This is a genomic window from Mameliella sp. LZ-28 (assembly GCF_012274245.1).
GTDB classification, from domain to species: domain Bacteria; phylum Pseudomonadota; class Alphaproteobacteria; order Rhodobacterales; family Rhodobacteraceae; genus Antarctobacter; species Antarctobacter albus.
In genome coordinates this window covers 38,129-51,729 of the sequence record NZ_JAANYX010000003.1, presented here as the reverse complement: position 1 = coordinate 51,729, position 13,601 = coordinate 38,129, and the positions used below count along the sequence as shown (strand labels likewise).

General features: G+C 65.7%; 11 protein-coding genes. 3 read left to right on the top strand and 8 right to left on the bottom strand.

Annotation, left to right across the window (positions count from 1 at the left end; translation table 11 throughout):
• Positions 1–25: 25 nt before the first annotated feature.
• Together G9Q80_RS02215 and G9Q80_RS02210 are read right to left on the bottom strand one after the other, a co-directional pair.
• Positions 26–1,573: a tripartite tricarboxylate transporter permease gene (locus G9Q80_RS02215; protein ID WP_088670729.1), complete on the bottom strand. Its 1,548-nt coding sequence runs from the start codon at positions 1,571–1,573 to the stop codon at positions 26–28.
• A complete protein-coding gene (locus G9Q80_RS02210) occupies positions 1,573–2,022 on the bottom strand; it encodes a tripartite tricarboxylate transporter TctB family protein (protein ID WP_088716445.1) in 450 nt (149 codons plus the stop codon). The genes G9Q80_RS02215 and G9Q80_RS02210 overlap by 1 nt, the downstream gene beginning before the upstream one ends.
• A 390-nt stretch (positions 2,023–2,412) precedes the next feature.
• Here G9Q80_RS02210 and G9Q80_RS02205 point away from each other — a divergent pair, with 390 nt between their 5' ends.
• Together G9Q80_RS02205 and G9Q80_RS02200 are read left to right on the top strand one after the other, a co-directional pair.
• The gene (locus G9Q80_RS02205) at positions 2,413–3,462 is read left to right on the top strand and encodes an AbrB family transcriptional regulator (protein ID WP_088716446.1); all 1,050 of its coding nucleotides are present in this window, start codon (positions 2,413–2,415) and stop codon (positions 3,460–3,462) included.
• A gap of 19 nt (positions 3,463–3,481) precedes the next feature.
• Positions 3,482–4,681, top strand: coding sequence for a CaiB/BaiF CoA transferase family protein (locus tag G9Q80_RS02200; protein WP_088716447.1), 1,200 nt, complete (start codon positions 3,482–3,484; stop codon positions 4,679–4,681).
• A 70-nt stretch (positions 4,682–4,751) separates the two neighbouring features.
• On the opposite strand, the gene G9Q80_RS02195 is transcribed toward G9Q80_RS02200, so the two are convergent.
• The 6 genes from G9Q80_RS02195 to fdxA form a co-directional block, all read right to left on the bottom strand.
• On the bottom strand, positions 4,752–7,100 hold the full coding sequence (locus tag G9Q80_RS02195) for a Tex family protein (protein WP_088716448.1): 2,349 nt from the start codon (positions 7,098–7,100) through the stop codon (positions 4,752–4,754).
• Positions 7,101–7,204: 104 nt separating this feature from the next.
• Positions 7,205–7,492 carry an SH3 domain-containing protein gene (locus G9Q80_RS02190; RefSeq protein WP_043144813.1) on the bottom strand — a complete coding sequence of 96 codons (288 nt, stop codon included), beginning with the start codon at positions 7,490–7,492 and terminating at the stop codon, positions 7,205–7,207.
• A gap of 119 nt (positions 7,493–7,611) precedes the next feature.
• On the bottom strand, positions 7,612–10,686 hold the full coding sequence (locus G9Q80_RS02185; RefSeq protein ID WP_088716449.1) for an efflux RND transporter permease subunit: 3,075 nt from the start codon (positions 10,684–10,686) through the stop codon (positions 7,612–7,614).
• Between the two features lie 4 nt (positions 10,687–10,690).
• Positions 10,691–11,734 carry an efflux RND transporter periplasmic adaptor subunit gene (locus G9Q80_RS02180; protein WP_088716450.1) on the bottom strand — a complete coding sequence of 348 codons (1,044 nt, stop codon included), beginning with the start codon at positions 11,732–11,734 and terminating at the stop codon, positions 10,691–10,693.
• Positions 11,735–11,980: 246 nt separating this feature from the next.
• Complete coding sequence (locus tag G9Q80_RS02175) at positions 11,981–12,790, bottom strand: ferredoxin--NADP reductase (RefSeq protein ID WP_043144810.1); 810 nt, start codon at positions 12,788–12,790, stop codon at positions 11,981–11,983.
• A gap of 11 nt (positions 12,791–12,801) precedes the next feature.
• Positions 12,802–13,143, bottom strand: coding sequence for a ferredoxin FdxA (gene fdxA / locus G9Q80_RS02170; RefSeq protein WP_043144809.1), 342 nt, complete (start codon positions 13,141–13,143; stop codon positions 12,802–12,804).
• Positions 13,144–13,267: 124 nt separating this feature from the next.
• On the opposite strand from fdxA, the gene G9Q80_RS02165 reads away from it, so the two are divergent.
• A complete protein-coding gene (locus G9Q80_RS02165) occupies positions 13,268–13,558 on the top strand; it encodes a DUF971 domain-containing protein (protein ID WP_074622984.1) in 291 nt (96 codons plus the stop codon).
• The last annotated feature ends 43 nt before the right edge of the window (positions 13,559–13,601 follow it).

Below are 13,601 nucleotides of genomic sequence, written 5' to 3'. Positions count from 1 at the left end.
GGTTGGATACGTTCGGGTCTTTGCGTCAAGTGCGCCTGTCTGTTGCCTCGGGGGTGTGATCCACCTCGCCCTCGGACAGCAGTTGACGCTTGCGGCTGCGTTCGGCGCTGACGACGCCCCAGATCAGCACGAGGCCGGTCAGCGCCATGATCGTCGCGCTGATGGGACGTTCGAAGAAGGTCATGAAGTCCCCCCGCGACAGTACCATCGCGCGGCGGAAATGCTCTTCCATCAGCGGCCCCAGGACAAAGCCCAGCAACAGCGGCGCACCCGGAAAGTGGAAGATCCGCATCAGGTAGCCCAGCACGCCGAAGGCAAAGACCATCCAGACGTTCAGCGGCGAAAAGCCCGAGGTGAAGGCGCCGATGCAGATGAAGGCCAGCACGGCGGGATAGAGGATGTGATAGGGGATCGTCAGCATCCGCACCCAGACCCCGATCAGCGGAATGTTGAGTAGAAGCAGGATCAGGTTGCCGACCCAGAAGCTCATGATGAGGCCCCAGAACAGCTCTGGCTGCGAGGAAATCAGGTTCGGCCCCGGCGCGACGCCGTGGATCATCAGCACCCCCAGCATCAGGGCCATCGTGGCACTGCCGGGCACGCCCAGGCTCAGCGTCGGGATGAAGGCGGTCTGGTCGGCGGCATTGTTTGCGGCCTCGGGCGCCATGATCCCCTCGATCGCGCCCTTGCCAAAGCGTTCCGGCGTGCGCGAAATCCGCTTTTCGATGGCATAGGACAGAAAGGCGGCAATCGACGGGCCGGTGCCCGGAAGCGTGCCAAAGAACGAGCCCATCGAGGACCCGCGCAGCATAGGGAACCAGGACCGGCGCATCTCGTCCCGGCTGGGCTTGATCGCCTTCAGCTTCAGGCTTTCGGGGTCGATGTCGGCGGTCTTGACCCGGCGCACCGACATGATGATCTCGGCCACACCGAAGACCCCCATCGCCAGCGCAATCAGGCTGACGCCCTCCAGCAGGCCCAGGATGCCAAAGCTGAAGCGGACCGTGGCGCTTTGCGTGTCCATGCCGACCAGGCCGATGATGATGCCCAAAACGACCATCGCCAGCCCCTTGATGGCCGAACCTTCGGAAATGGTCGAGGCTGCCACCAGCCCCATCAGCATCAGGGCGAAATATTCGGCCGATCCGAACTGTAGCGCGTATTCGGCGATGATCGGCGTGAACAGCGTCAGCAGGATGATCCCGAAGGACGCGCCAAAGAACGAGGCCACGGTGGTCATGAACAGGGCAACGCCGCCCCGCCCCTGTTTCGCCATCGGATAGCCGTCGAGGCAGGTCACGGCATTGGCGGGCGTGCCCGGCAGGTTCAGCAGGATCGAGGCGGTCGAACCGCCGTAGGTGGTGCCGTACCAGATACCGGCCAGCATGATCAGCGCCGTGGTCGGCTCGAGGTGGAAGGTCAGCGGGAACAGCATCGAGATCGCCGCCAGCACGCCCAGGCCCGGGATCACCCCCACCAGCGTGCCCAGGAGGGCACCGAGAAAGCAGTAGAAGATGTTGGTCAGGCTCAGTGCGACGCTGAAGCCCAGCCCGATATTGCTGAAGAAATCCATCAGAACGGCCACCGGATCAGAGGAATGGGCAGGCCGAGGCCGACGACGAAGACAAGCGGCGCCATCAGGCACAGCGCCAGGCAAAGCAGCGCAAGGCTGACAGGCCGGATGCGCAGTTCCGCCAGGGACGAGATCACCACGATCGAGACGATGGCCGGGATCAGGCCCGCTGGCGTGATCAGCAGCGCAAAGCTGGCGACGCCGGCCAGGACGAAGAGCGGCGAAAAGACCCTGATGTCCGGGCGTTTGCCGGTTCGGCGCAGCGCCTGCAGCGCCTGCAGGATGCCCAGCCCGCCCAGCACGACACCGAGGATCGCCGGGAACATGCCCGGCCCCATGCGCTGCAGGGTGCCCAGCGGGTAGTGCTGGATGGCGACCAGGCTGACGCCCACGCCCAGCGCAACCAGCAATAGCCCCCCGACCAGATCGGTGTAATCTATCCTGTACATCTGTCTCCCCTCCCGGCGACCGCCCCTCCGGCCGATCCATGCGGTTTGCCCCGGACTGCGCATGAGTAAGCGAATCCTGAACGCCCCAATAAAGATAGAAATATAGCTTTTTGTCAAATAGCGTTTTCAAGGAAGCTCTCGTCTGGGCGGCACTTCAGAAAAAATCCATCAATATCAATTTAATAACCCCACACTCAACAGCACATCGCCATCGGACGCCACTCATTCTCAACGCTTCCGACGTATCGCACTGACACCGCGTCTGCATGAAGGTTCGACACAAACACGGCCCCCATTGAATCATTTTTATAGCTCTTTATACTCCCAGCAAAGACAACACCCGTCACGCCCACCACCACGGGCGCCCCGTTCCATCTCTGGAGGAAAGCGATGCGCATCTCCCCGGCGCTGCCGGTGCTCTTTCTTGCCGCGACCGCCGCGGGCTACCTGATGTCCCTCCTCGGGGCACCGCTCCCCTGGATGATCGGCCCGCTTGTCCTGACGGCGGCTGCAACGGCATCGGGACTGTTCACCGAACGGGTGCCGACCCGGATCCGCCCCTTCGGACAGATCACCGTCGCCACTTTCGTCGGCGCGCATTTCACGCCCGAGGCGCTGCACGCGCTCCTGGCCACCGCGCCCCTGCTGATCGCCGTCAGCCTCTGGGTGCTGATGGCCGCGATGCTGGTCGCCCGGCTGCAACGGCGGCTCTTTGGCGGCAGCCTGGTGGCCAATTTCCTCGCCGTCGTGCCGACCTCGCCGGTCGAGGCCGTGGTCATGGCCGAACACCACGGGGTGCCGACTGCTCCGGTCATCCTGTCGCAAACCCTGCGCATCGCGCTGGTGGTCACGGTCATCCCGATCCTGCTGTACGCCGGGACGGACGGCCCTGCCCCGTCCCCGGAGGCATTGCGCCGGGACGGCCTGACCGGCACCGCGCTGACGCTGGCGGGCGCCCTGCTGGGACCAGTGCTCTTTCGCGCCATCCGCCTGGCCAACCCCTACTTCCTTGGCCCGCTCTTCATGGCGGCACTGATTTCCTCGCTGGACCTGCCCGCCTTCGACATGCCCGGACCGCTGCTGGCCGCCGCGCAGATCGTGCTGGGCACCTGGCTGGGCGGGGCCTTTCGGCGCGAGCTTCTGGGCGGCCCGCTTCTGGGGTCCGCGCTTTTGTCCTCGGGCCTGCTGCTGGCGACCTGCGGCCTGGGCGCCTGGGCGCTGTCGCGGGTCTTTGGCGCGCCCTTTGCCACGGTCATGCTGGGCATCGCGCCCGGGGGCGTGACCGAAATGGCCCTGACCGCCGGCATCCTGGCCCAGGACGTGGCGCTGGTCACGGCCATGCACCTCACCCGCATCTTCGTCATCATGCCCAACGCGGGCTGGATCGCGCGGCTTTCGAACCGCGCCGATGCCTCTGCCCACCGCGACGCCGGGCGCTGACCCGGAAAAGGAGACCCCAATGCCCCGAGCCTTTGACGGCCTGCGCGTCATCGACGCGACCCATGTGCTTGCCGGCCCCTTCGCCTCGTACCAACTGGCCGTGCTGGGCGCCGACGTCATCAAGATCGACCGTCCGGACGATCCCGACCAGGTGCGCATCCAGGGTCCCGACAGGGCGCTGAACGACGCGGGCATGGGCACAACCTACCTGGCACAAGGCGCCAACAAGCGATCCCTGGCGCTTGATCTCAAGTCAGAGGACGGGCGCGCAGCTCTGCGCGCCCTTCTGAAGACGGCGGATGTCTTCGTGCAGAACTACCGGCCCGGCGCGCTGGAGGCCCTGGGGCTGGGCTATGACGACATGGCGGCGCTGAATCCGCGGCTGGTCTACTGCTCTGTCTCGGCCTTCGGACACGATGGCCCACGGCGCGAGGAAACCGGCTATGACAACGTGTTCCAGGCGATTTCCGGCCTGATGGCCGCAACGGGCACACCCGAGGTCGCACCGCTCAAGACCGGGGCGCCGGTGGTGGACTATTCGACCGGCTACATGACCGCCTTTGCCATCTCCGCCGCCCTGTTCCAGCGCAGCCAGACCGGGGTTGGCCAGCATGTCGACCTGGCCATGTTCGACGCCACGCTGATGCTGATGAGCACCCATGTCACCGCCCTGACCGCCGCCGGCAAGGCGCCCCGCCCCGAGGGCAACCGCTATGCCGTGGCGGGCCTGGGCACCTATGATTGCGCCGAGGGCAAGCTGATGCTGGGCGCCGCCAACCTGCGACAGCAGAAACGCCTGTGGGAGGCATTGGGCCACCCCGAGATGGTCAAGCACTCGAACAACGAACGCTTTGACGACTACGACCGCGAAGAGGCGCTGCTGGCGCGCATCCTCGCCACGCGCAGCGCCGCCGAGTGGGAGGTATTCCTGCGCGACCATCGCGTTCCCGCAGGCCGCGTGCGCGGGCTGGACGAGGCCCTGGCCGATCCGCAGCTGGATCATCGCGGCGTTCTGCACGAGCTGGACGCCCCCGAGGGACGCGAGGGAACCTACAAAGTGCCGGTCGCGCCCTTCCTGATGTCTGCCGGAAATCCCGCCATCGACCGTGCCCCCCCGCGCATCGGAGAGCATTCCGCCGAAGTGCTGGCCGAGGCGGGCTTTGATGCCGCCGCGATCGCGCGGATGTTCGAAAGCGGAGCGGCGGCAAAACCCGGGTGACGGGAACAGCGCCCCCGGATTGCGCCCGGCCTGAACATGCTAAGGGGCGGCACCGGCCGCCCCGCTATTCTCATTTCTTCTTCATCGCCGCGAGCAGGGCATCGCCCAGAGCGCCCTGTCCCCCGGACTTGCCCCCGGATTGACCACCCGACTGGCCACCGCCTTGACGGCCGCCATGCTTGGGCGGGCGCCCCTTGCCACCGGCGCCGGCGGTCTTGCCCTTTGGCCCGGAGTCGCGACCGGAAGCCTGTCGATCCCCCCCGTCCTTGCGCATAGACAGGCCGATCCGCTTGCGCGGAATATCCACCTCCGTCACGCGTACGCGCACCACGTCCCCGGCCTTGACCACCTCGTGCGGGTCCTTGACGAAACGGTCTGCCAGTTGGCTGACATGCACCAGACCGTCCTGGTGCACGCCCACGTCGACAAAAGCGCCAAAGGCCGCGACGTTCGTCACCGTCCCTTCCAGCATCATGCCCGGCTTGAGGTCCTTGATGTCCTCGACCCCGTCGGCAAAGCTGGCGGTCTTGAACTCGGGGCGCGGGTCACGGCCCGGTTTTTCCAGTTCCGACAGGATGTCCCGCACGGTCGGCAGGCCAAAGGTGTCGTCGACGAAATCCTCGGCTCGCAAGCCACGCAGGGCGGTGGGTTGACCCATGATCGAACGGATGTCCCGCCCGCAGGCCGACACGATCCGGCGTGCCACGTCGTAGGCCTCGGGGTGGACCGAAGAGGCATCCAGCGGCTCTTCCCCTTCGCGGATGCGCAGGAAGCCCGCGCATTGTTCAAACGCCTTGGGGCCAAGGCCCGCGACCTTGAGCAGCGCTTTGCGCGAAGGGAATGCCCCTGTCGCGTCACGATGGGCCACGATGGCCTCTGCCAGGCGCGGACCCAGGCCGGCCACATGTGCCAGCAAGGGTGCCGAAGCGATGTTCAGATCGACCCCGACGGCGTTCACCGCGTCCTCGACCACCGCCTCCAGCGCCTGCGCCAGGCGGCGCTGGTCGACATCGTGCTGATACTGGCCCACGCCGATGCTTTCGGGCGTGATCTTGACCAGTTCGGCCAGCGGATCCTGCAGGCGCCGGGCGATGGACACCGCCCCGCGCAGGGAGACGTCCAGGTCGGGGAACTCTTTCGCGGCCAGTTCCGAGGCCGAGTAGACCGACGCGCCGGCCTCGGACACGACGACCTTTGTGGGCTTCGGCCCCTCGATCAGTTTCAGCGTGTCGGCCACCATGCGCTCGGTCTCGCGGCTGGCGGTGCCGTTGCCGATGGCGATCAGCTCGACCCCGTGCTTCTTGACCATGCGGGCAATCGCCTCCTGCGCGCCGCGCAGGTCCATCCGCGGCTGGAAAGGGTAGAGCGTCGCCGTCTCGACCAGCTTGCCGGTGGCATCGACCACGGCCGCCTTGACCCCCGTCCGGATGCCCGGGTCCAGGCCCAGCGTCGGGCGGTTGCCCGCGGGCGCGGCCAGCAGCAGGTCCTTGAGGTTGCGGGCAAAGACGCCAATCGCCTCTTCGTGCGCGCGGCGGCGCAGGTCGGTCAGCAGGTCGACATACATCGACAGCGACAGCTTGACCCGCCATGTCCAGCCCGCAGCCGCGCGCAGCCACTGGTCGCCCGGACCGTCGCCGGGAATGCCGATGGCGGTGCAGACGATGCCGACGGCGCGGGTCGCGCCCTCTTCGCCCTCGGGCGCGATCTCGATGGTCACCACTTCTTCCTTGGCCGCGCGCAGGATGGCCAGCGCCCGGTGACCGGGGATCTTGGCCCAGCTTTCGCGGTGGTCGAAGTAGTCGCTGAACTTGGCGCCGGCCTCTTCCTTGCCCGGCTGCACCCGCGCCGTGATGACCGCCTCGCGCATCATGTAGTCACGCAGCCGCCCCAGCAGGTCGGCATTCTCGGTCAGCTCTTCGGCCAGGATGTCGCGCACACCTTCCAGCGCGGCCTTGACCGTCTCGACCGCCTCGCCGGTATAGCCCTCGGCCAGCTCGGCCGGGTCCGCAGCGCGGTTTTCCTCGATCGCGCGCAACAGCGGCTCGAGCCCGTTTTCACGGGCGATCATCGCCTTGGTGCGCCGCTTGGGCTTGTAGGGCAGATAGATGTCTTCCAGCGTCGCCTTGGTGTCGGCCTGCGCAATGGCGCGGGCCAGGTCGTCGGTCAGCTTGCCCTGCCCCTTGATCGAATCGAGGATCGTTGCGCGCCGCGCCTCCATCTCGCGCAGATAGGTCAGGCGGTCGGCCAGGGTGCGCAGCTGGGTGTCGTCCAGGCCGCCGGTCACCTCCTTGCGGTAGCGGGCGACGAAGGGCACCGTCGCCCCTTCGTCCAGCAGCCCGACCGCTGCGGTGACCTGTGCCGCGCTGGCGGCGATCTCGGTGGCGATGGTGCGGGCGATGCGGTCGGCGGTGGTGCTCACGTGCGTCCTCCAGGTCTGCGGTACGCCGTCTTAGCCAAGCGCGCGGGCCTCGCCAAGGGTGATCGCCGCGCGCGGCCAAGATCGCGGATTTATGCCGGACCGGATCAGGGCGCCGTGAGGTAGTCGGCCGAGACATAGCCCGTGACCGCGGGCGCATCGGCAAGCGAGACCCGGCACCAAAGCTGCCCCAGTTCGGTCACGCAATCGCGGCGCACCAGCACGGTTCCGTCCGGCAGGCCCAGCTTGACCTTATAGCCCAACCCCGGCCCGTAGCGCAGTTTCAACAGCTCGTCCGGGCCTGCGCCTTTGACCACGGTGCGTCCGCCCGTCACGCCACTGCAACCGGCGGCCAGCAAAAGGGCGCCAAATATCGCGAGTTTCTGTCTGCTCATGTTCCGGCCTCTGTCGTTTCTTGTTGTTCCCTCCTTGCCGTGCCCGGCAGGGGGTCGCAACAGGATCACGCTTTTTCAGGCCGGGGTCGAGTCCCCCATGCCCTCGCCGGGCGGCGGCCTCAGGCGGCCGCCGCTTTTGCCTCCTTCCGGGCGCGCGCGTCAGCCTTTCGCGCGCGGGGGAAGAAGCTGTAGTAGAACACCGGCGCCGCGACCAGCGTCAGGACAGAGGCAAAGCCGAGGCCGCCCATGATCGTCACCGCCATCGAGGCAAAGAAGGCGTCCGACAGCAACGGAATCATGCCCAGGATCGTCGTCGCGGCGGCCAGGACCACCGGCCGCAGACGCGAGGTGGAGGCATCCAGGACCGCCTTGCGGAACGGCACGCCCTCGGCCCGGACCAGGTCGATCTCCTCGACCAGGACGATGCCGTTCTTGATCAGCATGCCCGACAAGCTGAGCAGGCCCAGAAGCGCGGTGAAGGAGAACGGCAGACCGGTGCCCAACAGGCCCAGCGCAACGCCGTTCACGCTCATCGGGACCAGCAGCCAGATGATGACCGGCTGGCGGATCGTTCCGAACAACAGGACGGAAATCAGCACCATGATGATCAGGGACAGCGGCAACTGCTTGCCCAGCGAGGACTGCGCCTCGGTCGAGCTTTCGTATTCCCCGCCCCACTCCAGGACATAGCCCTCTGGCAGTTCGATGGCCTCGACCGCACCACGGACCTGGGCAAAGACGCTGGAGGCGTTCACCCCCGCCGGCACACCCGCCTGGACAGAAATCGTCGGCACCCGGTCGCGCCGCACCAGGAAGGTGTTCTGCGCTTCCCAGGCGAAGCCATCGGTGATCTGCGCCACCGGGATATAGGTCCCTGCCGCCGCCGAATAGACCGGCAGGTCGACAAGGTGGCCCGCGCCTTCGCTCTGCGCCGTGTCGGTGCGCATGATGATGGGGATCAGGCGGTCCGCCTCGCGGTAATGGCCAACCTGCAGGCCGTCGGTGCCCAGCGTCAGCGCCTGTGCCAGGGCTTCGCGGGTGACGCCCGCCGCCTTGGCCCGTTCGTCGGCAAAGCGTGGCACGATCACCAGTTCCCGCTCACGCCAGTCCGTCCGCAGATCCTGCAACTGGTCGGATGCCCCAAGCAGCGCAGCCTCTGCCTGTTCCGCCAGTTGACGCAGCACCACCGGGTCCGGCCCCGAAAAGCGCGCCGCGATGGGCGCGCCGCCGCCGGGACCAAAGGCCAGCCGTTCGGTGCGGAACTCGCCCGAGGTCAGCGTGCTGCGGCCAAAGGTTTCCAGATCGGCCCGCAATTGCGGGATCTGCTCAAGGCTCTCGGCTCGGATGATCAAGTGGCCGTAGGTCGGCAGGGCCTCTTCGGGGGCATAAGTCAGCATGAAGCGCGTCGCGCCACCGCCGATGAAGGTCGCGACCGAGGTGACATCGTCACGTTCCGCCAGCCAGTTTTCCAGCAGGGTCATGTCGTCGGACACCTGGTGGATGCTCGATCCCTGCGGCAGCTTGTAATGGACGTAGAACAGCGGCGTGTTCGAGTCCGGGAAGAACTGTTGCTTTACTTGGCCAAAGCCGATGTAACACAGGACGGTCACACCGATCAGCGCCAGGATCACCAGGTGGCGCAGGGTCAGCGCCGCAGACAGAACCGCCCGGTAGGCCCGGAACAGCGGCCCGCCGTAGTGGTCCGCATCGTCCCCCGATCCGACCTTGAAGAAGTAATGCGCCAAGAGCGGCGTCGCCGTGATCGCCAGGATCCAGGACAGCAGCAGCGAAATCCCGATCACCGCAAACAGCGAGAACAGGAACTCCCCGGTCGCGTCCGGCGACAATCCGATCCCGGCAAAGGCCATGATGCCGATCACGGTCGCGCCCAGCAGAGGGGTCTGGGTCTTCTTGGCAACGTCCTCCGCGGCATCGCGGGCGGATTTGCCCTGCGCCATGTCGCCCTGCATGCCCTCGGCCACGACGATGGCGTTGTCCACCAGCATCCCCATCGCGATGATCAGCGCCCCCAGCGAAATCCGCTCCATCTCGATCCCGAAGATCGCCATCAGGAACACCGTCCCCACGACGGTCAACAGCAGCGTCGCGCCGACGACCACGGCCGCCCGCCATCCCATGAAAAGCGCCAGCACAATGACCACGATGGCCACCGACATCGCCAGGTTCAGCAGAAAGGCGTTCGAGGCCTCGTCGACCACGACATGCTGTTGATAGATCGGGTGCAGTTCGACCCCGGCGGGCACGTCGCGCATGATCTCGGCCAGCCGCGCGTCCACGCTTTTGCCGACTTCGACGATGTTCAGAGCGGCCTTGCCCGCGACACCCAGCGTAAAGGCTTCCTGTCCCTGGAAGCGGATGATCTCGTTGGGGTCGGTGACGCGCGACCGCGTGACCGTCGCGATGTCCAGGAGGTCGATCACGTCGCCGCCGACGCCGATGGTCAGGTTGGCGATATCCAGGACCGTGTCGCTGCCGCCGGGCGCCTGCAGGCGGACCTCCTGCGCCGGGTAGGACACGCTGCCCGCCGGGGTGCGGGTGTCGGTGCTGGACAATGCCGCGCCGATGCTGTCCGGCGCGATCCCCAGGTTGGTGACGATGGAGGTGCGCGCATCGACGTAGATCGCCTCGGACGGCAATCCGGCCACGGCCACGTCGGCCACCCCGTCCACCGCCAGCAGTTCGCGGCGCAGGTATTCCGAGATCTCATGCACTTCGGCATCGGTGAACCCCGGCGCCGTCACCGCGTAGAACACGCCGAACACGTCGCCGAAAGTGTCGTTGACGATAGGCTGCCCCGCTTCGGGCGGCAGGCTGCGCCGGGCATCCTCGACCCGGTTGCGCAGCTTGGTCCAGATGGCGGGCAGTTCGGTGCCGTCGTAGGTGGATTCAATATTGACCGAGATCCGGCTGACACCCGGCTTGTTGGACGAGGTGATGAAGTCGATCTCGCCCATCTTCTGGATCTCGGACTCGATGGGTTCCGAGACCTCGCGCGCCACCTGCTCGGCGGAGGCGCCGGGGTATTGCGTGATGATGATGGCGTTCTTGATCGTGAAGGCGGGATCTTCGAGACGGCCGATCGTGGAGAAGCCCCAGATGCCGCCCAGTAGACAGCCCAGCATGAGGATCCAGGTGATCAGCGCCTTGTCGATGGAGGCGCGCGCGATTGACATGGGCTTACTCTCCGATCCGGGTGAAGGGGCGCACGGACTGGCCGTCGCGCAACTGCGACGCGCCGGTCATGACGATCTTCGTCCCGTCGGCGGGTCCCTCCATCATGTAGAGCTTGCCGTCGTCATGCAGTTCGATCCTGACCGGGGTGCGCCGCACCATGCCATCCCGAAAGACCATGACAGAGGCCTTGCCAGCCGCATCGTAGACCAGCGCCGTGGCGGGCAGGATCACGCCGTCTGGCGCGGCACCTTCGAGCGTTGCAAAGACGGTAACGGATGCGCCTGGAAAGACGAAATCGCCGGGGCTTTCGGCAAAGCCGAGGGTGATACGGTAAGTCTGGCCAACACTGGATGTTTCCGTCTCGAACTCGCGCATTTCCAGCGGGTACATGGCGTTGTCCCCGGGGAATTGCGCAACAAAGGTCACGTCCGCCTTGTCACCTGCCTGACGAAACAGCACCTCCGGCACCTGGATGTCGACGCGCAGTTCCGAGACATCGTGCAGCCGGACCACAGGCGTTCCCGGAGAGACCGTCTGGAAATTCGCCACCAGCCGCCGCGCGACAAGCGCGTCGAACGGCGCCTTCAGGGTGGCATGTTCCAGGTCATCCTGAGCGCTTTCCAGCGCGATCTCGGCCAGGCGCAGCTGGGTTTCGGCATCGCGGACCTGGACGGCGGACACCGCCTGCCCGCTCAAGCTCTCAAAGCGTTCCGCGTCCCGCTGCGCCTTGTCGTAATTCACCTGCGCCTGCGCCACGGCCCGCTCGTAGCCGGATATATCCAGTTGCGCGACCAGCTCGCCTTTCGGCTTGGACGTGCCTTCTTCGGCTTCGAGGATCTCGAGCTGCCCCCCCACCTGAAAGGCAAGATCGACGGTCTGGCGCGCCGTCACCTGGCCAAAGAACTGGCGGCGTTGCACGACCGGGCGCGACGACAGCTCCATCAGCTTGACGGGTTTCGGCGTGTCGGGAACAGCCTGATCCTGGGCCGCAACGGCGATGGGAAGGATCAGGGCAACGAGGGCAAGAACGGAAACAAGTTGGCGCATGGTGCTTTTTTCTGTCGAAAGGATGGGCAGGCTGCCTGCAGGTAGGCGACAGGACCGAAAAAAGCAAACCGTTTAGTTCAGTTTTTGACAAAAGGAGGCGCGCGCCGCAGGAAAACGCGTAACCAAGATGCATTTTTCGGATTTCACCGGCCCGCGCAAAGCGCCCAGATCGAATCGACGGCGTGCAGCAGGCACGCGCACCGGGGCAGCAAGGGCTTGCCCGCCCCCTGCCCCGGTTCCGCTCGTTCAGTCGAGAAACGCTTTCTCGACTACGAAATGACGAGGTGCGGAATTGGCGCCTTCCTCCAGCCCATGCGCCTCGCACAGGCCGATGATGTCCTTGTTGAGGGCGAGGTTGCCGCAGATCATCACGCGATCCTCTTCCGGCGTCCAGGCCGGCAGGTCCAGCGCCGCAAAGACGCGTCCGTCGCGGATGTGATCGCTGATCCGGCCCTCGATGTCGGACCGATCGCGGGTGGTCGTGGGATAATACCGCAACTTGTCGCCAACCAGTTCCCCGATCAGCGGATCGTCCGGCAGGGCGGAAACGATTTCTGCGCCATAGGCCAGCTCGGCCCTCGTGCGACAGGTATGGGCAACGATCACCTGATCGTAGCTTTCCCAGGTCTCCGGATCGCGCAAAAGCGAGGCAAAAGGGGCAATCCCCGTCCCGGTGCAGATCATCCAAAGCCGCTTGCCCGGCAAGAGCGCGTCCAGCACCAGCGTCCCCACGGGCTTGGGCCGCAGGATGATCTGGTCGCCGCTCTCGATCTTTTGCAGGCGAGAGGTCAGCGGACCGTCGGGCACCTTGATCGAATAGAACTCCAGCTCGTCATCCCAAGAGGGTGAGGCGATGGAATAGGCGCGCAAGAGCGGCTTTTCCCGCCCGGTTTTCGCATCGGTCTGCATCAGGCCGATCATGACGAACTCACCCGAGCGAAAGCGCAGGCTGCGCGGGCGTGTGACGCGAAAGGAAAACAGCGTGTCACTCCAATGGGTGACCGTCGTCACCGTCTGCGCATCGGGCAGGATCTTTGCGGGGGTTGCGATGTTCATGGCGCGTCTCCTCAGGCGTCTTCGGTGGCGGGGTTTTCGGAAAACTGGCTGGCCAGCTTGTCGGGCTTGCCGTCCATCTCATCCGCGCTCGGCAGCGGCTCCTTCGCCTCAAGGATCACGGGCCAGAGCGCCGCGTACTTGGCGTTGAAAGCCACCCATTTCTCCATGTCGCCTTCGGTATCGGCGCGAATCGCATCGGCGGGACACTCGGGTTCGCAGACACCGCAGTCGATGCATTCCTCGGGGTCGATCACCAGCATGTTCTCGCCCTCGTAAAAGCAATCCACGGGGCAGACCTCGACGCAATCGGTGTATTTGCAGGCGATGCAATTGTCTGTGACGACATAGGTCATTGGGGGCGTTCCTCTCTGTTGCCCCTCTGGATTGCCGCAACGCAGCGCACCCGTCCGTCAACTAATTGCTATTTCCCGACCCCCCATTTCGGCAGCCTGTCCACAGCACGACAGGAGTGAAAAAATGATCGAACAGATGATGACGGATGCCGGCGGTACACGCCTGACGGTGACCTGGGAAGATGGCGGGCAAAGCCATCTCTCGGCCGAGACGCTGCGCGTAAACGCCCGGGATGCATGGACAAAACGGGAAATAATCGACACCGGCACCGTCACCTTGGCGCCCGGACTGACGATCACCGGCATTCACCCGGTAGGCGGCTATGGCGTGAACCTCTGGTTCTCTGACGGGCATGACAAGGCGATCTTCCCTTTCGTCTACCTGCGCGAACTTTCCGACACCCACGACAACTAATTGACATAACCCGCGCTGCACTGCGGCGCAGGCTGATCCCGAC

Bases quoted from the DNA above. Each gene is read 5' to 3' on its own strand.
- G9Q80_RS02210 (WP_088716445.1), bottom strand. From the start codon at position 2,022: ATGTACAGGATAGATTACACCGATCTGGTCGGGGGGCTATTGCTGGTT.
- G9Q80_RS02205 (WP_088716446.1), top strand. From the start codon at position 2,413: ATGCGCATCTCCCCGGCGCTGCCGGTGCTCTTTCTTGCCGCGACCGCC.
- G9Q80_RS02215 (WP_088670729.1), bottom strand. From the start codon at position 1,573: ATGGATTTCTTCAGCAATATCGGGCTGGGCTTCAGCGTCGCACTGAGC.
- G9Q80_RS02175 (WP_043144810.1), bottom strand. From the start codon at position 12,790: ATGAACATCGCAACCCCCGCAAAGATCCTGCCCGATGCGCAGACGGTG.
- G9Q80_RS02180 (WP_088716450.1), bottom strand. From the start codon at position 11,734: ATGCGCCAACTTGTTTCCGTTCTTGCCCTCGTTGCCCTGATCCTTCCC.
- G9Q80_RS02200 (WP_088716447.1), top strand. From the start codon at position 3,482: ATGCCCCGAGCCTTTGACGGCCTGCGCGTCATCGACGCGACCCATGTG.
- fdxA (WP_043144809.1), bottom strand. From the start codon at position 13,143: ATGACCTATGTCGTCACAGACAATTGCATCGCCTGCAAATACACCGAT.
- G9Q80_RS02190 (WP_043144813.1), bottom strand. From the start codon at position 7,492: ATGAGCAGACAGAAACTCGCGATATTTGGCGCCCTTTTGCTGGCCGCC.
- G9Q80_RS02185 (WP_088716449.1), bottom strand. From the start codon at position 10,686: ATGTCAATCGCGCGCGCCTCCATCGACAAGGCGCTGATCACCTGGATC.
- G9Q80_RS02165 (WP_074622984.1), top strand. From the start codon at position 13,268: ATGATCGAACAGATGATGACGGATGCCGGCGGTACACGCCTGACGGTG.